Genomic DNA, 20,175 nt, shown 5'->3' with positions numbered 1-20,175 from the left:
CTGTGCTTCAGCAGTTCGACCAAGAAAGTGGGTGTACCGGTTTCGAACCAATAGCTTCCGAACCGCATTTTGGCAAACGTATTGAGCAGGCTGAAGGGGTTGTAGATATCTTCGCTCTCCTCGGCAAAGTGATAGCCGTCGTACATCTTTTTCAGTTCAGCCTTGGTTTCCTCTTCGGTCAGTTTGTTCTCTTGCCCCAGTTCGATGATGTCCTCCTGGAAGTTGGTGAACAGTTCTTCTTCTGTAATGCCGCACAGACTGGCAAATCGTTCGTCGATAGAGATGTCCATCAGGTTGTTCAGGTCGCTGAACACGCTCACCTTGCTGAACTTGGTTACTCCGGTCAGCAGGGCAAACTTGATGTAGCGGTCGCAACTCTTCATCACGCCGTAGAAGGCTTTCAGCGTGTTGCGGTAGTCGGTCAGCAACGTTTCGTTGCCGATGGCCTGAAGCATGGGTTTATCGTACTCGTCGATGAGGATGACTACGTTTCGGCCCCATTTCTCTGCCGCACGGCGTATCACTCCTTCAAAACGGGTGGCAAGAGAATATTCGTATTCATTGGCTCCATACTCATCTTCCCACATTTTCAGGTTCAGGGAAAGTTTGTTTTCCAGTGTTTGGGGTGTATCGTACTTTTCTGTATTGAGATCAAGGTGCAGGATGGGGTATTCGATCCATTCCTTTTCCAGTGTTTCCATGGCAAGTCCTTCGAAAAGTTCCTTTTTCCCCTGAAAGTATGCTTCCAGGGTCGAGATAAGCAGACTCTTTCCGAATCGGCGGGGGCGGCTCAGGAAATAGTATTTACCACTTTCCACAAGTTTGAAGACTTGTGCTGTCTTGTCAATATAGAAATAATTTTCTTTACGTATTTCTTCAAAGTTCTGTATGCCTACTGGATAGTTTCTTTTCATAATGCGTCAGGGTTTATTTGCCAATGAAGCAGAGATAGTATCTGTTACAAAGATAACTATTTTTATTTCATACACAAGCGATATTCTTATTCTTCCTTCTTTCCTACAACAGTTCTGCAGGATAGTAGAGAAGTTGTGACAAATATTTATTATGAATGTGGTTCGTTGCACTTCCCATTCGGATACTTATAAACCATCTTTTTCGCTTTGTATTTCGCAGGCTTTATATTACTTTTGTAGTAAAGTCAATATTTATGGATTCTTTACGCAAAAAATTGATTTGCTTTCTGCTGGTGTTGGGAGGAGTCGTTTTGTCTGGAGGCGCATTGTATGGCTTCTGGTCGTTGCATCAGGCATACAGTACTCATGAACGTGCTGTCGGAGTGATTCAGAAAACCAGAACGGAGCGGGTACACCGCCATCGGAAGGTGAGGTTTGAGCATGAAATGCTGATAAAATATTCCACTGCCAAGTATGGCGATTGTTACGTTACCAAGAAATATTACTGGCCTTTCAGACAGGTGGGCGATGAAATAACCGTGCTCTGTCGTCCGCAACATACGAATGATGTGCGTTTGCCGGGCGAGGAGTGCTGGATATGGGGCGCGATGCTGGTTTGTGGACTGATTTGTGCAGGCGGTGCATGGGTGATGCTTCGTCCCGAAAGAAGGAAAAGATAAGCGAAGAGTTCTGTTATACAATCTTTATGATACAGACAAGGAGGGCGCCAAATGTATTTGGCGCCCTCCTTGTCTGTATTTTCCTGTCCCGTTTACAACAGCGATTTGGCACGGTCCAGTGCCACGTTGATGTTGGGGCAAATGTTCTCCTCGCCCAGCAGTTCGTAGAAGCCCGATTTTTCGAGTACCTTGTGTACCTTTTCGTTGACGCCGGAGAGCACGACGGTTATTTTCTCCTTCTGCGACATGCGGCACAGGTTCTCCAGATTGTGGATGCCGGTGGAGTCGATGAACGGTACCCGGCGCATACGGATGATGCGCACCTTGGGACGGTCGCCCATCTGTGCCATCATTTCCTCAAACTTGGTGGCAATGCCGAAGAAGTAGGGACCGTTGATTTCGTAGACTTCCACCTCTTTCGGGATGACCAGGTGTTCTTCGTGAGTGGCGATGTCCAGTTCGGCATTCGGGTCAATCTCGTTCTTGATGACCGATATTTCGGTGGTTTCCATCACACGGCGCATGAAAAGCACGCAGGCAATGACCAGACCCGTCTCGATGGCGATGGTCAGGTCGAAGATGACCGTCAGGAAGAACGTGATGAGCAGGACGGCCACGTCGGACTTGGGATTCGTGAGCAGCGCCTTGAACGTGCGCCAGCCGCTCATGTTGTACGAAACCACGACCAGCACGCCCGCCAGACAGCCCATCGGGATGTACTGTGCCAGCGGCATCAGCAGCAGCAGGATGAGCAGCAGCACCACGGCGTGTATCATGCCTGCTACGGGCGACTTTCCGCCGTTGTTGATGTTGGCCATGGTGCGGGCAATGGCGCCCGTGGCGGGAATGCCGCCGAAGAGAGGAGTCACCATATTGGCCACGCCCTGCGCTATCAGTTCGGTGTTGGAGTCGTGCTTGTCGCCTATCATACCGTCGGCCACCGTTGCCGACAGCAACGACTCGATGGCGCCCAGCACGGCGATGGTGATGGCCACGGGGAAGAGGTTCTGGATGGCTTCCCAGTTGAGGGCGGGCACGGCGGCATCGGGCAGCTCGGCGCGGATGCTGAAGCGGTCGCCGATGGTGTCAATGCAGGTGATGCCCCCGTAAGTCTTCATCAGCCAGACGGCCAGGGTCACCACCACGATGGCAATGAGCGAGCCGGGAATCTTCTTCGAGAACTTGGGCGTGAGGGCAATGATGGCGATGCTGGCGATACTGACCAGCGTATTCCACCAGTTCACCGTGTCGAAGTGGCGGAAGTAGACCATCCACTTGCCCACGAAGTCGCCCGGCACCTTCTCGCCGCCGAACTGCAGGCCGAACACATCTGCCACCTGTGTGGTGAAGATGGTCACGGCGATACCGCTGGTGAAGCCCACGATGATGGGGTAGGGAATGAACTTGATGACCGCACCCAGCTTGAAGGCACCCAGCAGTATCAGGATGACGCCCGCCATCAGCGTAGCCACGATGAGGCCCGCCTCGCCGTATTGCTGGATGATGCCGTAGATGATGACGATGAACGCACCCGTGGGGCCGCCTATCTGCACCTTGCTGCCTCCCAGCAGCGAGATGAGGAAACCGGCGATGATGGCGGTGATGATGCCTTTCTCGGGCGACACACCCGAAGCGATTCCAAACGCGATGGCCAGCGGGAGGGCTACGATGCCCACAATGATACCCGCCATGAGGTCGGCCATGAACGTTTCTTTGGAGTAATTTTTAAGAGCCGTGTAGAGTTTCGGCTTGAATTCGAACGCTTTCATTTTCTGTTTAGTAACTTTATTTACCTGTTATTGTATGTTGCTTTCTGAAACGAGAGCGCAAAGTTAGGTAAAATAAAGTATATGAGCGCTATGGTTCCGCTCTTTTTACGAAAATGCTGTCATTCTGCCGGCGGTAGGTCACCGTCTGGCGGCGGGTGGAGTCGTTGGGGATGGCGGTCATGTCGCCCTGCGTGGTGAAGTACACATAGCTGCCCGACCACGTGTCGTAGAAGCGGTACACCCGGCATCCGTCGTGCTCGAAGAGGTAGCTGACGCGGTAGTCGGGATTGTTGGACGACTGGGAGACCGAGACGGAATGCTGCGTGATGCAGGAAGCGGCTGACATGCCTGCCAGCAGCAGAAAAACGGAGATTCGGAGAGTTTTTTTCATTTTCATGGCAATTGGTTGAACCCAAAGGTAAGCAGATTTGTTTCTATTACAGATGTCTGGTCGGACAATTATTGTTAACGGGAAGGTTGCGGGCTGCGATTGTCGCAGGCTGTGGCCTGTCGCTTTTATGGCGGAGCGAGTCCGATAGATTTTGTTTATGAGAGTATAGAAAAATCCGATAAGGATTGGCATTGGAAATGAGCGAGGATTTCTTACATTTGCAACATGATAAACAGAAAAGCAGAATACTAACCTTTTTAAAACAAACAATTATGACTAAGAGTATCAAAGGAACCCGTACCGAGAAGAATTTGTTGACTTCGTTTGCCGGCGAATCGCAGGCACGCATGCGCTACACCTACTTTGCCAGTGTGGCCAAGAAGGAAGGTTACGAACAGATTGCAGCCATCTTCACCGAGACGGCCGACCAGGAGAAGGAGCACGCCAAGCGCATGTTCAAGTGGCTGGAAGGCGGCATGGTAGAAATCACTGCCAGCTATCCCGCAGGCGTCATCGGCACTACGCTCGAGAATCTTCAGGCAGCCGCGGCCGGCGAGAACGAGGAGTGGACACTGGACTATCCCAAGTTTGCCGACATCGCCGATGAAGAGGGATTCCCCGAAATTGCTCTGATGTATCGCAACATAGCCGTTGCCGAGAAGGGACACGAAGAGCGTTACCGCGCTTTCATCAAGAACATTGAGAACGCCACCGTGTTTGCCAAGGAAGGCGAAGTGGTATGGCAGTGCCGCAACTGCGGATTCATCTATGTGGGCAAGGAAGCTCCCGAGCTGTGCCCCGCCTGCCTCCACCCGCGCGCTTACTTCGAGGTGAAGAAGGAGAACTGGTAAAGACCGGTATCCTTCAGCTGATACAGGACAATCCTCCAGACTTCCGCCGGAAGTTCTGGAGGATGTTTTTTTGGGTGGAAAATGAAGCGGTGACGGTTTGTGCATAGATCCCGTTTGGAGCATGCTTGCATGGTGTTTGGAGGATGCTTGCATGGTACACGGACCATGCAAGCGTGGCTCGCGGACCATGCAAGCGTGGTGGAAGCGGGTGAACGGATTTCGTGGCAAGAAGGGCTGAGGATTACCTTATCTTTCTGTGTATCAGTATAGAATTTCTTTTTTGACGGGAACGGGGGGTGCTCGTGGAAATCGCTTTGTGAGTTCGGAGTGAAGCCTCCGTCAGTGCCCGTCGCCGGGAGGAGGCAATGCTGCGGCTTCGGATTTCCTATTGTGTAGGCCGGTTTCATTCTGCTTCGGATGTTCTTTGTGCGTAGGGCGCTGACGGAGCTGTTTCATTCTTATTTCAAAAAAAGAACATGGTTTGTTCTGTTTTAGACAGAATGTACCTATATTTGTCCGCTAATATGTTTTTTTGATTTAATCTATTTAAATAACAGTACACAACTATGGATTCACAGAAAGTAGATGCCTTCATCATGGCCAACAACAGGTTTTTCCACGATTATCAGATAGGTGCCATCCGTGAGCTGTTGCTGGCTGCCGACGACAGCAAGTGGCCTTTGATACAGACTCTCCAGTTCAAGGATCCCACCATTGTCCTCATCATTTCGCTCATTGGCGGCGGGCTGGGCATCGACCGCTTCTTCATCGGAAACATGGGACTGGGCGTCGGCAAGCTGATTACCTGCGGCGGACTCGGCATCTGGACCATTGTAGACTGGTTCCTCATCATGGGTTCCACGCGCGATGTCAATATGCAGAAGCTACATACCGTTCTGTAAGCAGATGACGTTGCGCGCTTTCTACACGCTCTGTACTGTGGGTTGTGCGGGCGGATGGGTGTGGACGTGGCTGTCATGGACTTTTGCGGGGCAGGGCTTGTGGAGGGGATGTCTGTTCAAGCAGCTCTTTCATGTGCCTTGCCCTTCGTGCGGTTCCACGCGGGCCATCCTGGCGTTGCTGCGGGGCGATGTGGCGGCTTCGGTTGCCTGCAATCCTTTAGGGTTGCTGCTGGCCGCAGGGTTGGCGGTGCTGCCCTTGTGGCTGTTGGCCGACCTGCTGTGCCGCCGTGCCTCGCTCTACCGTCTGTTCCTGCGGGTGGACCTGCTGCTTCGCCGTCGCCGCGTCTTTGCGGTCTTTGTCTGCCTGGTGCTGGCCAACTGGGCGTGGGTACTCTTCCACTGGTTATGAGCGCTGCAAGGCATTATGTTTCTTCATTCTTTATTCTTCATCCCTTCTGTATGTATATTCCTTGCGAACACGAAATGGAGGCCGCTTCCAACAGCTATCTGATGTCTCTGCTGGCTGCCATGGCGGGCTTGCCTTTTCCCATCATCAATCTGCTGGCTACGGTCATCTTCTACCTGGCCAACAGGCACAAGACTTATTTCGTGCGTTGGCACTGTACGCAGGCGCTGGTGTCGCAGCTGCCGCTGTTTTTCGCCAATTCGTTGCTGTTCTGGTGGACGGTGCGGGTCCTGCTGGGCTCTACGCTGCTCTCGTCCTTTTATTTTGCCTGCCTGTTTACGGTGGTGCTGTTCAACGTCATTGATTATGTGGCCACCGTCCACACTATGATAGCCGTGCGTAAGGGCCGTCAGGTGGAGTGGTACGTCTACGGCCCGCTCACCCATTTGCTTTGCAAGCCATGATACGGAAAGTCATACGTCAGTCGCTGGTGTCGCTGCTGGTCTTTGCGGCCGTGCTGTTCGCCTTTTCGCGGGTGGACTGGATGGAAGTGTTCGGTCTGCACCGCAACATCATTGAGGAGAAACTGGGCGATTTGTACTGGGAGTTTGTCTCGGAGTCCGAGACCTTTGTCGGTGACCGGTGCCTTACGGTGCCCCTTGATTCGTTGTTTTCCACCCTGTGCCGTGCCAACGGTATAGACCGCAGCCGCGTGTCGCTCCATCTGGTGGTGAGCGACGAGGTGAACGCCTTTGCCTGTCCGGGCAATCACCTGGTGGTGTACACAGCGCTCATTGATTCGTGTCGCAGTGCGGAGGAGCTGTGCGGCGTGCTGGCCCATGAGCTGGCCCATATTGAACGCGGTCATGTGATGCAGAAGCTGATAAAGGAAATGGGGCTGGCAGCCCTGACGGGTCTGGTGGGCGGAAATGCCGGTGCTGCGACGATGGCCGAACTGATGCGCGTCCTCTCTTCTACGGCCTACGACCGCTCGCTGGAGAGCGAGGCGGACGACCTGGCCGTCACCTATCTGTTGCAGGCCGGCATCAATCCCCGTCCCTTCGGCGAGTTCCTGTTCCGTCTCTCCGAAGAGGAGGAGCTGCCTTCGCTGGCCGAGTGGGTCAGTACCCATCCCGACAGCGGGAAGCGCAGCCGGCTCATTGGCAGCCGTGCCGAGCGCGAGGGGCAGGGAAGGACGTTTATACGCCTCATGCAGCCTGCCGAGTGGGATGCTTACAGGAAGGCGTTGAGAGAAAAGAAGGAGGCGCTTCCGGCTTCTGACTGACCGGATGCGCCCCCTTTTCCTGAGGTATGGACATAAAAAAAGGAGTACCGCTGTACTCCAACCTTTGTTAACCTTAAATCTAATACTATGAAAAACACATTGCAAAGGTACGGACTTTCGGCGAACTTGCAAATATTCCAAGTAAAAAGACATGTTTTATAACACGTTTTAAGGCTGTTGCAGGCTTTTTAAGACATATCTTCCATTTTTATTTCACTTTACCCAGTATTTTCGGAAACTGCCAGGCGAAGAGCAGCGTGCAGCAGATGGCGGCTGTGGCGTCGGACACAGCCTCGGCGGCATATACGCCCGACACACCCATGAATCGGGGCAGCAGCAGGGCCAGGGGGATGAGCAGGAACACCTTGCGCAGCAGGGCGATGAAGACCGATATCTTGGCTTGTCCCAAGGCGACAAACATGTTCTGGCACGCCCGTTGCAGGCCGAAGATGGTCATGCCGGCCAGGAAGAGGGGCATGGTCCGGCGGACGGTGTCAATCAGCTGGCGGTCGCTGGTGAAGGCGGCGGCCACAGTGGCGGGAAACAGTATCATGAAGAGCATCAGCACCAGGTTGAACGAGAACATCACCGCCAGCACAATGCGGAAGCAGTCCTTGACGCGCTGCTTGTCGCCGTGGCCGTAGTTGTAGCTCACGATGGGCACAAAGCCCTGTGCAAAGCCGGTCAGGGGCACGCTGGCAAACTGCATGGCGCTTTGCAGGATGGTGAGCGCGCTGACATAGATGTCGCCGAAGTGCTTCAGGCTGCCGTTGAGCACGAAGCCCACCATGCTCTCCGTGCTGGCCATGATGAAGGGTGATATGCCCAGCCCCAGGATGGCCAGTATCACCTTGCGGCGTGGCCGCATGTAGCGCCTTTCGAGCGGGAGCGACGCCCTCCGCCTGTCCAGCAGAAAGCCCAGTACCCAGGCCGCGCTGACGGCTTGGGACAGCACGGTGGCCAGTGCGGCTCCCTTCACTCCCATGCCCAGCCAGAAGATGAACACGGGGTCGAGCACGATGTTGAGCACCGCGCCTATCAGCACGGAGTACATGGCGACGGCGGGCCGTCCCTGCGCATTGATGAAGGTGTTCAGCCCCACGGAAAGCTCCACGAAGAGGGTGCCCAGCAGGTAGACGGACAGGTAGTCGGTGGCGTATGGCAGGGTGCGTCCGGACGCGCCTGTGAGCAGCAGGATGGGTTCCATGAAGGTGTAGGCCACCAGCGAGGTGGCGAGTGTGAAGCCCACCAGCATCACGAAGCCGTTGCCCAGTATGCGGCCCGCCCGCTCGCGGTCGCCCTGACCCAGCGCGATGGCGGCCAGCGGCGCGCCTCCCCCGCCCACAATGGCCGAGAAAGCCGAGATGAAGATGACGATGGAGACTGTGACGCCCACGCCTGCCAGCGCGTCGGTGCCGATGCCGGGTATGTGGCCGATGTAGATGCGGTCCACCATGGCATAGAGCAGGTTGACGAACTGTGCCGCCACGGCCGGCAGGGCCATGCGGAAGACAAGCGGGAGCATGCGCTCGGTGCCCAGGCGCTGCTCGTAGGGGGATTGGGACATTGGGTCGGGTTGGTTGGTTATCAGTTGACGAGGGGACGAGTTGACGAGGTTACGAGTTGGCAAGTTGACGAGGCTACGAGGGGATAAGCTGACGAGGCTACGAGGAAATATCGTACACAAGTCTCTTGCTTCCTTGCCTGTTTCTCCCCTTGTAGCCTCGTCAACCCGTTCCCTTGTCAACGGTATGTGCTATTGCTTATGCGGATAGTCGATGGTGTAGTGCAGGCCGCGGCTCTCCTTGCGTTCCATGGCCTGCTTGGTGATGAGGTAGCCCACGTTGATCATGTTGCGCAGTTCGCACAGCTCGCGGGTGGCCTTGCAGCTCTTGAAGAGGCGTTCGGTCTCCTCGTAGAGGATGTCCAGGCGGTTCCAGGCGCGGGTCAGGCGCAGGTTGCTGCGCACGATGCCCACGTACGACTCCATAATCTGGTTCACCTCCTTCATGCTCTGCGTGATGAGCACACGCTCCTCGTTGCTGATGGTGCCCTCGTCGTTCCATTCGGGGATGTCCTCGTTGAAGTCATAGCGTTCCAGCACGCTCAGGGCATGTTTGGCGGCCGCGTCGGCATAGACCACGGCCTCGATGAGCGAGTTCGACGCCAGGCGGTTGCCGCCGTGCAGGCCGGTGCACGAACACTCGCCGATGGCATACAGGCGGCGGATGCTGCTCTGTCCGTCCAGGTCCACCTTGATGCCGCCGCACAAGTAATGGGCGGCCGGCGCCACAGGGATGTAGTCCTTGGTGATGTCGATGCCTATGCTGAGGCACTTCTTGTAGATGTTGGGGAAATGGCGTTTGGTCTCCTCGGGGTCTTTGTGGGTGACGTCCAGGTAGACGTGGTCTTCGCCGCGCTGCTTCATCTCGTTGTCGATGGCGCGGGCCACGATGTCGCGCGGGGCCAACGACAGGCGCGGGTCGTACTTCTGCATGAACTCCTTGCCGTCCATGGTGCGCAGCACGCCGCCGTATCCGCGCATGGCCTCGGTGATGAGGAAGGCGGGGCGGTCGCCCGGGTGGTAGAGGGCTGTGGGGTGGAACTGGATGAACTCCATGTCCTTCACCGCTCCCTTGGCACGGTAGACCATGGCGATGCCGTCGCCTGTGGCCACCAGCGGATTGGTGGTGTTGCGATAGACGGCCTCGCAGCCTCCCGTGGCCATGACGGTCACTTTGCTCAGGAAGGTGTCCACCTCGCCAGTCTCCTCGTTGAGGACGTAGGCGCCGTAGCATTTGATGCCCGGCGTGTGGCGCGTCACGATGATGCCCAGGTGGTGTTGCGTGATGATTTCAACGGCGTAGAAGTTGGTGAATATGGTGATGTTGGGGTGCTGCTTCACGGCCTCGATGAGCGAAGTCTGTATTTCGGCCCCCGTGTTGTCCTTGTGGTGCAGGATGCGGAACTCGCTGTGTCCGCCTTCCTTGTGCAGGTCGAATTCCCCGTTCTCCTTCTTGTCGAAGTTGACGCCCCAGTTGATGAGTTCCTTGATTTGTGTGGGGGCGTTGCGCACTACTTTCTCCACCGCCTCGCGGTCGCTGATCCAGTCGCCCGCAATCATGGTGTCTTCGATGTGCTTCTCGAAGTTGTCCACGGCCAGGTTGGTTACCGAGGCGATGCCTCCTTGTGCAAAATACGTGTTGGCCTCTTCCATTCCGGCCTTACAGATGAGGGCTACCGTCCCCTTTTCCGCCACTTTCAGGGCGAAACTCATACCGGCTATCCCTGAGCCGATGACGAGGAAATCGAACTTTCTTACCATAAGTATGTGTGTTAGCACTTGCAAATTTACTAAATTAGTGCGTTGCTTGTTCGCTTTCCTACCGAAAATACATACCTTTACCGCAAAAAAGAGAACTATGGACAGAGTATTCCATGCCCGCATAGCCGCGGCTCAGTATCTGGCGCTGTTGCTGTTTGCCTTCGTTCTGGTGTATTGCCTTTGGGTGAAATATATCGGCATCGCCCTGCTGTGGTGCATCCTGCTGCTGCGCTTCATCGAGAAGGTAATCCACACCACCTACACCGTCACCACCGACGGCCGCCTGCTGCTGGACTACGGCCGCTTTTCCCGTGGCCGGGAGATTCCCTTGTCGGACATTACCGGCGTGGAGCGGATGTCGTCCATGCGTGTGGGCCGCTTCTGTGCCGTCCGCTACGTGCTGGTGCGCTACGGGCAGGGCAAGACGGTGTCGCTGCTGCCGCAGAACGAAGAGAGCTTTGTCAGGACGCTGGAGGCGCGGATGGGTCAGGGCGGCGGAACTGCGGGGGGCGGTTGCTGATGGACGGTGAAGGATGACGGGGCAGGGCAGGGGATGGCTGTCTGCCAACGACGGTTAATGCGCGCTTTTCTGTGCAGGTCTATTTCCGGTCCATGTCCTGTTCCGGCAACCATAGCTGCTACTTTTTGTATCTTCGCGGAATCCTTGCGGGGGCTGCCGTTGTGGGCTGGTATGCCTTTAACCCCTTGTCACCGGTCAGGATTTCTACTTCAAAGCCCATTTCGTAATAGTAATTGGCAACGTCTACGATGGAAGCATCGCCTAAGGACTGGCCGTTTACGGCTGTATCCTTCCAGCGTGCGGCCAGCGATGCCAATCCCTGGTTGTTCCACAACTCTTCCTGTTCGGTAAATGCTGCCCACGGAGAGTTGGCGTTTGCTGCATCGATGATTTTGTCTGCCAGTTTCCTGGCCGGATTGAAGCGGTCTCCTCTGGCGTGGGCGATGTGGTTGTCGGTCTCTATGATGGTGGCAACGGGCAAGATGAATGTCGTGTCTTTTTCCTGTTCCTCCGCTATCTTCCGGCAAACCCTTTCGTAAGTCCACCGGTCGTTGTCAGGCCCACAGTTCTCCATATCGGTGACTTGCAGCCATACGCACAAGATGCTGGTGTCTATAATCAAGACCTTCTTTTTCATAGCGCATCCTCCGTCATAAGGTCGCCTACCGAACCCTGTGCCATCAGTTTTGCCAGGTTCTGTTTGTCTTCCAGGAGCGAGATGAGGCTGCATCCGTTTTCTTCGGAGCGGGTGACGTAGCTGATGAAAGGTATCATGTCGCGTCCCAATGCGTCTATCAGAACCGGGTTGTGGGTCGTACAAATAATGTCTATTTGCGATTTTCCTCCCAATTGTTTCAATACATTCACCAGTTCCTGCGCGCGCGACGGATGCAGGCCGTTATCCACCTCCTCAATCACCATCAGGCTTCCTTCCTTTCCGGTCAGCAGGGCCATTACGATGGCGATGAAGCGGAGTGTTCCGTCGGACATGCTGCGTGCGTCAATTTCGATTTTCTCTCCGTTCACCCATTCTTCCTCGCAATAGAGCATGGCATCGCTTTCAAAGCGACCCACCTTTTCAGCCCAGATGCGCTTGATGTCCTTTTCCGGTAGAGGGCGGACATATTCGGTAAGTTCTTTTTCAACCTGCTGCTGCATTTCGGGCTTCATGCCGGCCAGCAGTCCGGCTATGTTGCCGGCATCGGGGTTCAACCGCTCTGCCAGTTGGACGTAGTCGCGCATGTGGTTGGGTATGGGGTTCAGGATGAAGATGTTTTTCATTGCATTCTGGACGAGCAGCGCCGCTTCTTTTACCCTTTTTATGACCACCAGGTTCTCCATTTGGGACAATGCGGTGGTCTGCCGGTTCAGGTCCATACGCTTTTGCTTTCCCCGTTTTTCCTGGTAAAAGCGGATGGGTATGGCGGGCGAAGCCGGTTCCTCATAGGCGCTGTCGGTTGCGAACAGCATCCTTGTCTTTTTGGTTTTGGATGATGTCCATTCCAGGCTTTCAAAGGAAATCTGTAACGATTTGTCATATTTCCGGCAGGCTAATGTATAGGTCAAATCATCCCCGTCATCTTCTACAATCAGTGTCAGTCGGAATTCATCTGCTCCTTTGCGGATCATCCAGTCCAGTCCTCCACGGGTATGTTGGGCAATTTCATTCACAGGAATGCCTTTGGCGCTGTCGCATAAGAAAGAGAGTGCGTCCAATATGTTGGATTTTCCACTGGCGTTTGTCCCTATCACAAAAGTCAATGGGTCTATATACAACCTTGATTTCTCAAAGCTTTTCCAATCCTGTAGCCAAAGTTCCTTTATCATATTTCCGAGTGCTAAATCAAGTTTGGCAGTTGCCGAATATCAACTGACTTGTTTGCAAATATAGATGATTTCAGCATACGTTGGAGTACGAAATCTGCTTATTTTTAGTGGAGTCATTGTTTTCTGTTTCATCGTGTGCGGGACATCCGTTAAATCCCTTCCTGGCGTACGGGCAAAAAAAAAGGAGTACCGCTGTACTCCAACCTTTGTTAACCTTAAATCTAATACTATGAAAAACACATTGCAAAGGTACGTACTTCCGGCGTATCTGCAAATTTTCCAAGCAAAAAAGCATGTTTAATAACACGTTTTAAGGCCGTTACAGGTTTCTTAAGCCTTTCTTCCGCCTTTTTCTTCTGCCGGCATTTGCATCGGGTGTCGTAAATGCCCTATCTTTGGAGCCGCTTTGCATGTATTCAATAATCACAAATTAATGATTCGTTTATGGGAACTACTAAAAATCAGACTGTAAAAATGGGGCTTACGGGCATGGTGCTCGTGGGCATTGTCGTGTTGTTTTTCGTCATGTTTGCCGTGGAGCGCATTGATTCGGGGCAGACGGGCATCATCGTCAACCTGGCCGGAAGCGAGCGCGGAGTGGACGACGCCAAGGTGGAGACGGGATGGGTGATGTACAACCGTTTCGTCAAACAGCTGTTCGAGTATCCGGCCTTTGCGCAGATTGTGGACTATGAGCCGTTCGACATTCAGGACAAGAAGGGAACCATCTTCAAGACCGACCCCACCATTGAATATTACATCGAGCGCGAGAACGCCAAGATTGTCTTCCTGCGCTATCGCAAGACCACCGAAGAGCTGGAGCAGTCCGTCATCCTGACCGAGGTGAAAAACGCCTACAAGGACGTGGCGGGCCTGTACGAGACCGATTCGCTCATCAACAACCGCCCGGCCTTCGAGAAGGAGGTGGAGAGCCTCTTGAGGGAACGCCTCAGCCAGCGCGGGTTCACCTTCAGCAACATACAGTCGTCCGTGAAGCCCAACGAGGTGCTTCAGGCCGCCATCGACGCCAAGAATACCGCCGTGCAGAACGCCCTGAAGGTGGAGAACGAGAAGAAAGCCGCCATTGCCGAGGCCGAGAAGGTGGTGGCTGCCGCCAAGGGCAAGGCCGACGCCAACCGCATCCTGCAGGAAAGCATCACCCCCGAACTGATACAGCTGAAGGCGGTGGAGAAGTGGGACGGCAAGCTGCCCCTGTCCACCAGCGGCAACACGCTGCCTTTCCTGAAGCTGCAATAAAGGGTGGGGCAGGGCTCGGCTGTCCTGCCCCCTTTGTGCTTTCCTTCCGCCTCAGTCCTGCCCCTCGCCGTCCTCTTCCATCTGCCGGAGCTCGCGGTTGGCGTCAATCATCTGCTTCACGCGGTCGTGCGTGTAGTGGAAGGTGAAGTAGTCGGCAATGATGCCGGCGGCCAGCAGCAGCGACATGAAGAGGATATTGAATCGCGTGCCGTAGAAACAGACAAAGGAGAGGAGAAAAAGGGCGATGAGCGGATAACCCGCCAGCAGGATGCGGTTATACCGGCTCTTGTAGCGCAGGATGTGCCGGACTTGGGCTTCCAGATTCGTTTCCCGTTTGATTCTTCCCAGGCTGTGCAGGCTGACTGTTTGTGCAATCAGTCCGTAGAATACCAGTATTGCACCCGTAATGCCGGGCAGGATGTGGAAACCGGGCCGGGCAATCCAGGCCGATACGTAGACGAGGCAGACTGTTGCCGCGACAGCCAGTCCTATTCTTTCCACCCGTGTCAGTTTTTCCAGGCAGGATTCCCTGCGTGTGTTCAGTATTCTCTTCACTTCTTCGCGGTGCAGGATTTCGTTGCGTGCGACCCGTTCGTTGAGTTCCTTCCACGCTTGTTGCATTTCTTCCAGATTCATGGTGGTGTGTGGTTAAAGGTTTGACATGGTTTTCAGTTTCTCTTTGATGCGGTGCAGCCTGACGGCCACCTGGTTGCGGTTGGTGCCGATGATTTCGGCTATCTCCTCGTAGGTCTTTCCGTCCAGCCAGAGGACGATGTACATGCGGTCCGACTTGTTCAGGCGGCGGACGAGGCTGTAGAGCGTGTTCAGCATTTCGGCCTGCGGGTCGTCGTCCGTCAGGTCGGTGTCCGTCAGGCGCAGGGGCACGTGCTCGTGGCGCTTCCTGCGGCGCAGGTCGGTGATGCAGGTATTCAGCGCGATGCGATAGACCCAGGTGCCGAAGCTGCTCCTGTTTTCAAATGCCCCGTAGCTCTTCCACAGGTTGTACACCGTCTCCTGGTAGAGGTCGGCCAGGTCTTCCTTGTCTTGCGCATAGAGCAGGCACACCTTGTAGACGATGGCCTGGTGTTGCAGCAGCAGGTCGGTGAATTCTTTTTCCTTGATGGTATCTGTCATTTCCGTACTTTTTGCTTCGTTAGTCGGCTGCGGCGGGCTGATAGTTACGCCGTGGCCCGATTTTTTTCGTCCGCGGGGCCGCCTCCTGCCCTTGCCGGGGCCCGAGTAGGGCCGGCTCCGTGCGGGCGGGTGGACTTTCCGCTTTCTTTACAAGCCGGGGTACCCTGCCGACGGTGGGGGTCTCAGTCGTGTACTTAGGTACCCTCAGTCCTATACTTAGGGTACCTCGGTCCTATACTTAGGGTACCTCAGTCCAGGCCTTTGCTGGGGTGATATGTAAGGGGTTGACGGTTAATGATTTACGGGAGCGGGCGAGCGGAGGTTGCGGAATGGGAATATTCTTTACAGTGAGGGCCTCCTGCGCCTCTTCGGCGGGGGCGTGCGGCGGGCACTTTGCGTATGGGCAAAAAAAAAGGAGTACCGCTGTACTCCAACCTTTGTTAACCTTAAATCTAATACTATGAAAAACACATTGCAAAGGTACGGACTTTCCGGTGATTTGCAAACAATCCAACGAAAAAAGCATGTTATATAACATGAATTAGTGGTGTTGCAGACTTTTTAACGGGAAATGGGGCTGATTCGGGGTGCGGGCGGGGTTGGCGTACGGGCATAAAAAAAGGAGTACCGCTGTACTCCAACCTTTGTTAACCTTAAATCTAATACTATGAAAAACACACTGCAAAGGTACGCACTTTTCCGTAATCTGCAAACCATGCAAGCAAAAAGGCATGTTTTATAACATGTATTAGCTGATTTATAGCTTCGTTAAGCCTTCCGGAGCTTATGCGGCCCGGTTGCTCTTCAGCACGGGCATCAGCCGGTAGAGGTTCCTGCGGGTCATGATTTTCCGGTTGAGGAAGCTGACGATGTAGCCCGTCAGTCCGGCGGCTATCAGCGAGCCCTCGCGCACACCTTCCACCGTCTGCGTGAAGGCCAGCGAGGTGAGCACGGCCAGCGTGACCAGGGTGATGTCGAAGCAGACTTTGGTGCGGCCGAACTCGCGGTTGTAGCGGCCGGAGGCGTACTTCACGAAGGCCTCGGCGCTCATCATGGCCACGCGCGGCTTCAGCTCGAGCACCACGCCGACTGACTGCGTGATACATCCTGCCAGCAGCAGGCCTATGGAGGCGGCGTAGCTGTCGGGGTGCAGGCCCGAGGAAAGGAGCATGTTCAGGTCGATGAAGGCCGAGAACAGAAACGAGAAGGGGATTTGCAGCAATATCTCCACCGTGTCCTGACGGCTGCCCCGTCCGCGTATCAGCCAGAACTGGCCCACGATGAGCAGCATGTTGATGAGGAACGTGCAGGTGCCCAGTGTGAGCGGCGTGTTGAGGCTCACCACGTAATTGATGCTCGAAATGGGGGTGGTGCCCAGGGCGGAACGGACAATGAGCACGACGCCTGCCGCCAGGAAATACAATCCCAATACAAATACCAGATACTTTTTAAGAACGCTTTTCTTTTCCATCTTTTCCAATCTTCTTTTTACCTTTTTTACCTGTTTTTACGGCGTGCAAAGTTCCGCTTTTTTTCTGGGACGGGGTTTGTCCGATGCTGAACATCTGTTGTCCTTTACTGAACAGAGGCCGGATAAAAACGGACGCAGGCGATGCGGACGACTCCGGACGGTTCCTTCCCGGGGGTTGGAACGTGTCGGGGCGTGTCTGCATCGCCTGCGTCGGCAGGGGAGGGTGCGCCGCCGGCGCACCGCTTTGTCTCAGGCCTTTTTCCGCTTCAGGGCCGAGCGCATGCACCAGATGCCGATGATGACGAACGGGATGCTGAGCCATTGTCCCATGTTCAGCGTCATGCCGTCTTCAAAGTTCACCTGGTTCTCCTTCAGGAACTCGATGAAGAAGCGGAAGATGAAGATTTCCGTCAGGCAGAGGCCGAAGAAGAAGCCGCGTCCGTAGGCCGTGCCGTTGTGGGACTTCTTGTACAGGTACACCATGCCGAGGAAGAAGATGAAGTAGGCAATGGCCTCGTAGAGCTGGCCGGGATGGCGGGGGATGGAGTCTACCCGCTCGAAGACAAATGCCCAGGGCACGTCGGTGGGCCTGCCGATGATTTCGGAGTTCATCAGGTTGCCCAGGCGGATGCAGCAGGCGGTGATGGGGGTGGCTACGGCAATCATGTCCAGCACGTCCATGTAGTGCATCTTCGTCTTGCGGCAGTAGAGCCACAGGACAAAGATAAGACCTAACGCCCCTCCGTGGCTGGCCAGTCCTTCGTAACCCGTAAACTTCCATCCGCCGTCGGGCAGGAACTTGACAGGCAGTACTATTTCCCAGAAGTTTGGTAAGTAATATTCGGGAGCATAGAACAGGCAATGTCCCAGACGTGCACCTATGAGGATGCCGAAGAAACAATAAAAGAACAGAGAATCGAACTTCTCGTCGGCAATTTTACGGTCGCGGTACTCCTTCCTCACGATGAAATAGGCGAAGGCAAGTCCGATAATCCACAGGAGTCCGTAGTAGCGGATGGAGATGCCGAAAAGGTTGAACAGTTCGGGATCGGGATTCCAGTTGATGCTGAGTAGTGGTAACATGACGTATCTTTATTCGTTAGTTAGATTATTGTTCTTGTTTACAGCTGCCAAAAGTAGCTTTTATTCGGCAAAGGACAAAATCTGCGTGTCACAGATTTCGGAACTTTTCCGCCACCATGCGATAGGTGGGGATGTCGATGCCCTGTGCTTCGGCGGCGGCAATCATGTCGAACAGCAGTCCCTGCACCTCGCTCTCGTGTCCGCGGGCCAGGTCTTTCTGCATGGAGGCGGTGCTGTGCGGGTCCAGCTTGTCGATAACCTTCAGGTTATATTCCACCAGGTCCTCCTTCGGCTCTATGCCCAGTTTGCGGCCCAGGGCGGCACTTTCGCGCGAAAGGCCGATGAAGGTGTCGCGCACGGGGCCGGGCTTCTGCACCTCGCCCATGGGCACGTCGTAATAGGCTCCCGTTACGGCCATGGCCGAGATGAACGACCACTTGACGAAGGTGTCGCGGTTGATGTCGTCGGACAGTTCGGCCTTGATGCCGCAGTCCTGCAGGTCGCGCTGCACCTCCTCCAGCGTTTCACGGGGAACATTCGTGCCCCGGTGGGCGCCGAACACCAGGCGGAATATCCGTCCCATCTGGGTGATTTCGCCCTTGCCGCTGACGAAGCCCACGATGTAGATGCAGCCGTCCAGTACCGTCACGCCGGGCACCAGCCGCTGGATGCGGGGGCCTGTGCCGTAGACGTTGAGGATGGGGATGACAACGGTCTCGGGTTTCGCCGCCCGGCGGATGAGGTCGGTGATGGAGTCTACCGAATAGCCTTTGACACAGACGAAGATGACGTCGGCCTTGTCCTGATATTCTTCGGCCGTACAGGCGGGGATGTGCAGGGTATGTTCGCCTTTCAGGTCGCTGTGGAGGCGCAGTCCGTGTTCGCGCAGGGCGGCCAGGTGTTCGCCGCGGGCAATGCAGCTGACGTTCTTTCCCGCCAGTGCCAGGAAGGCGGCAATGCTTCCGCCTACGCCGCCGGTACCTGCAATGAGATAGTTCTTCATAATGTATTTGTTTTTGAGGGTTAGTACGTATGGTTAATCCATCCCTGCGGTAAGTGGCAGGACGGTGCTTGCTGCCATCCGGCAGTTGTCGCAAAATTTGCGACAACTGCCAGGTTGGCGGGCTTTACTTTCAGTGCGTTTCCTCTCTGCTTACCTGTTGTTTGGATGTCTCGGTTGGGTCGGGTATCTTCAGTTCTCCTCCTTCGGGAAGGAGGGGAACCGGACAGTAATGTTTCATTCTGATACACCCTTTTTCTATATGCTTCCTTGTCAACTTGTCCACTCGTTAACTCGTCCACTTGTAACTCAACCTTACACGTTGAACCGGAAGTGCATGATGTCGCCGTCCTGCACCACGTACTCCTTGCCCTCCACGCTGAGCTTGCCGGCCTCGCGCACGGCGGCTTCGGAACCGTACTTGATGTAGTCGTCGTACTTGATGACTTCGGCGCGGATGAAGCCTTTCTCGAAGTCGGTGTGGATGACGCCGGCGCATTGAGGAGCCTTCCAGCCCTTGCGGTAGGTCCAGGCTTTCACTTCCATTTCGCCGGCAGTGATGAAGGTTTCCAGATTGAGCAGGCTGTAGATGGCCTTGATGAGGCGGTTGCAGCCGCTTTCCTTCAGACCGAGGTCCTCGAGGAACATCTGTTTCTCTTCGTAAGTCTCCAGTTCGGCGATGTCGGCTTCGGTCTGGGCGGAGATAATCATCAGCTGGGCGTCTTCGCCCTTGATGGCCTCGCGCACCTGCTCGACGTAGGCGTTGCCCGCGGCGGCGCTGGTGTCGTCCACGTTGCAGACATAGAGGACGGGCTTCGTGGTGAGCAGGAACATCTGGCGGGCGCAGGCCTCCTCGTCCTCGTTCTGCGGGATGACGGTGCGGGCGCTCTTGCCCTGTTCCAGCGCTTCCTTGTAGCGCAGCAGCAGTTCGTACTCCAGCTTGGCGTTCTTGTCGCCGCCCACTTTGGCCACCTTCTCCACGCGCTTGATGCGGTTCTCCACCGTCTCCAGGTCTTTCAGTTGGAGCTCGGTGTCGATGATTTCCTTGTCGCGCACCGGGTTGACAGAGCCGTCCACGTGGACGATGTTGCCGTTGTCAAAACAGCGCAACACGTGGATGATGGCGTCGCATTCGCGGATGTTGCCCAGGAACTGGTTGCCCAGGCCTTCGCCCTTGCTGGCACCTTTGACGAGGCCGGCAATGTCCACAATGTCGCACACGGCGGGCACGATGCGTCCCGGATGGACAATCTCCGCCAGGCGGGTCAGACGCTCGTCGGGCACGGATACCTGGCCCATCTGGGCGTCGATGGTACAGAAGGGGAAGTTTGCCGCCTGCGCCTTGGCGCTGGACAGGCAG

The 20,175-nt window shown here is 55.2% G+C and carries 21 protein-coding genes; 8 read left to right on the top strand and 13 right to left on the bottom strand.

Translation table 11 applies throughout. From position 1 onward, the window contains the following. A partial coding sequence (locus tag Q1Y74_RS08280) for an AAA family ATPase (RefSeq protein WP_300813763.1) occupies positions 1 to 914 on the bottom strand: 914 nt, incomplete at its 3' end. 254 nt (positions 915 to 1,168) lie between these two features. On the opposite strand from Q1Y74_RS08280, the gene Q1Y74_RS08275 reads away from it, so the two are divergent. After that, a complete protein-coding gene (locus Q1Y74_RS08275) occupies positions 1,169 to 1,594 on the top strand; it encodes a DUF3592 domain-containing protein (RefSeq protein WP_300813761.1) in 426 nt (141 codons plus the stop codon). Between the two features lie 92 nt (positions 1,595 to 1,686). On the opposite strand, the gene sulP is transcribed toward Q1Y74_RS08275, so the two are convergent. Beyond that, positions 1,687 to 3,363, bottom strand: coding sequence for a SulP family inorganic anion transporter (gene sulP, locus Q1Y74_RS08270; protein WP_300813758.1), 1,677 nt, complete (start codon positions 3,361 to 3,363; stop codon positions 1,687 to 1,689). Positions 3,364 to 3,451: 88 nt separating this feature from the next. Further along, positions 3,452 to 3,754, bottom strand: a complete 303-nt coding sequence (locus Q1Y74_RS08265) for a DUF4884 domain-containing protein (protein ID WP_300813756.1) — start codon at positions 3,752 to 3,754, stop codon at positions 3,452 to 3,454. Between the two features lie 272 nt (positions 3,755 to 4,026). Between Q1Y74_RS08265 and rbr the strand changes: the two genes are divergently transcribed. The 5 genes from rbr (at position 4,027) to Q1Y74_RS08240 (ending at position 7,198) form a co-directional block, all read left to right on the top strand. Beyond that, on the top strand, positions 4,027 to 4,605 hold the full coding sequence (gene rbr / locus Q1Y74_RS08260) for a rubrerythrin (RefSeq protein ID WP_300813754.1): 579 nt from the start codon (positions 4,027 to 4,029) through the stop codon (positions 4,603 to 4,605). Positions 4,606 to 5,171: 566 nt separating this feature from the next. Beyond that, positions 5,172 to 5,507 carry a TM2 domain-containing protein gene (locus tag Q1Y74_RS08255; protein WP_300813752.1) on the top strand — a complete coding sequence of 112 codons (336 nt, stop codon included), beginning with the start codon at positions 5,172 to 5,174 and terminating at the stop codon, positions 5,505 to 5,507. A gap of 4 nt (positions 5,508 to 5,511) precedes the next feature. Then, positions 5,512 to 5,916: a DUF2752 domain-containing protein gene (locus tag Q1Y74_RS08250; protein WP_300813750.1), complete on the top strand. Its 405-nt coding sequence runs from the start codon at positions 5,512 to 5,514 to the stop codon at positions 5,914 to 5,916. A gap of 50 nt (positions 5,917 to 5,966) precedes the next feature. Next, positions 5,967 to 6,377 (top strand): DUF4870 domain-containing protein, encoded by a 411-nt coding sequence (locus Q1Y74_RS08245; protein WP_300813748.1) that lies wholly within the window; start codon positions 5,967 to 5,969, stop codon positions 6,375 to 6,377. Next, positions 6,374 to 7,198, top strand: a complete 825-nt coding sequence (locus tag Q1Y74_RS08240) for a M48 family metallopeptidase (protein WP_300813747.1) — start codon at positions 6,374 to 6,376, stop codon at positions 7,196 to 7,198. The genes Q1Y74_RS08245 and Q1Y74_RS08240 overlap by 4 nt, the downstream gene beginning before the upstream one ends. 208 nt (positions 7,199 to 7,406) lie before the next feature. Here the strand turns inward: Q1Y74_RS08240 and Q1Y74_RS08235 are convergent, their stop codons facing one another. Beyond that, positions 7,407 to 8,765 (bottom strand): MATE family efflux transporter, encoded by a 1,359-nt coding sequence (locus Q1Y74_RS08235; RefSeq protein WP_300813745.1) that lies wholly within the window; start codon positions 8,763 to 8,765, stop codon positions 7,407 to 7,409. 189 nt (positions 8,766 to 8,954) lie between these two features. Next, a complete protein-coding gene (gene nadB, locus Q1Y74_RS08230; RefSeq protein ID WP_300813743.1) occupies positions 8,955 to 10,523 on the bottom strand; it encodes an L-aspartate oxidase in 1,569 nt (522 codons plus the stop codon). 97 nt (positions 10,524 to 10,620) lie between these two features. Between nadB and Q1Y74_RS08225 the strand changes: the two genes are divergently transcribed. Beyond that, entirely contained in the window at positions 10,621 to 11,043 is a 423-nt protein-coding gene (locus Q1Y74_RS08225) for a PH domain-containing protein (RefSeq protein WP_300813741.1), read from the top strand. Between the two features lie 118 nt (positions 11,044 to 11,161). On the opposite strand, the gene Q1Y74_RS08220 is transcribed toward Q1Y74_RS08225, so the two are convergent. Then, a complete protein-coding gene (locus Q1Y74_RS08220) occupies positions 11,162 to 11,680 on the bottom strand; it encodes a hypothetical protein (RefSeq protein ID WP_300813739.1) in 519 nt (172 codons plus the stop codon). Next, positions 11,677 to 12,870, bottom strand: a complete 1,194-nt coding sequence (locus Q1Y74_RS08215) for an AAA family ATPase (RefSeq protein ID WP_300813737.1) — start codon at positions 12,868 to 12,870, stop codon at positions 11,677 to 11,679. The genes Q1Y74_RS08220 and Q1Y74_RS08215 overlap by 4 nt, the downstream gene beginning before the upstream one ends. 444 nt (positions 12,871 to 13,314) lie before the next feature. Between Q1Y74_RS08215 and Q1Y74_RS08210 the strand changes: the two genes are divergently transcribed. Next, entirely contained in the window at positions 13,315 to 14,127 is an 813-nt protein-coding gene (locus Q1Y74_RS08210) for an SPFH domain-containing protein (protein WP_300813735.1), read from the top strand. 51 nt (positions 14,128 to 14,178) lie between these two features. On the opposite strand, the gene Q1Y74_RS08205 is transcribed toward Q1Y74_RS08210, so the two are convergent. The 6 genes from Q1Y74_RS08205 to ychF all read right to left on the bottom strand — a co-directional run. Next, a complete protein-coding gene (locus Q1Y74_RS08205; RefSeq protein WP_300813733.1) occupies positions 14,179 to 14,763 on the bottom strand; it encodes a hypothetical protein in 585 nt (194 codons plus the stop codon). Positions 14,764 to 14,775: 12 nt separating this feature from the next. Continuing rightward, the gene (locus Q1Y74_RS08200) at positions 14,776 to 15,261 is read right to left on the bottom strand and encodes a sigma-70 family RNA polymerase sigma factor (RefSeq protein ID WP_300813731.1); all 486 of its coding nucleotides are present in this window, start codon (positions 15,259 to 15,261) and stop codon (positions 14,776 to 14,778) included. Between the two features lie 784 nt (positions 15,262 to 16,045). Beyond that, positions 16,046 to 16,732, bottom strand: coding sequence for a DUF6198 family protein (locus Q1Y74_RS08195; protein WP_300813729.1), 687 nt, complete (start codon positions 16,730 to 16,732; stop codon positions 16,046 to 16,048). 249 nt (positions 16,733 to 16,981) lie between these two features. After that, complete coding sequence (gene lgt / locus Q1Y74_RS08190; RefSeq protein ID WP_300813727.1) at positions 16,982 to 17,815, bottom strand: prolipoprotein diacylglyceryl transferase; 834 nt, start codon at positions 17,813 to 17,815, stop codon at positions 16,982 to 16,984. A gap of 88 nt (positions 17,816 to 17,903) precedes the next feature. Further along, the gene (locus tag Q1Y74_RS08185) at positions 17,904 to 18,818 is read right to left on the bottom strand and encodes a ketopantoate reductase family protein (protein WP_300813725.1); all 915 of its coding nucleotides are present in this window, start codon (positions 18,816 to 18,818) and stop codon (positions 17,904 to 17,906) included. 312 nt (positions 18,819 to 19,130) lie between these two features. Further along, positions 19,131 to 20,175 (bottom strand): redox-regulated ATPase YchF (gene ychF, locus Q1Y74_RS08180; protein ID WP_300813724.1); only part of this gene is annotated, 1,045 nt, incomplete at its 5' end.

The sequence above is a fragment of the uncultured Bacteroides sp. genome (assembly GCF_949298305.1).
Classification (GTDB): domain Bacteria; phylum Bacteroidota; class Bacteroidia; order Bacteroidales; family Bacteroidaceae; genus Bacteroides.
The sequence above is the reverse complement of the archived record's forward strand: the minus strand, read 5'-3'. Positions and strand labels throughout refer to the sequence as shown.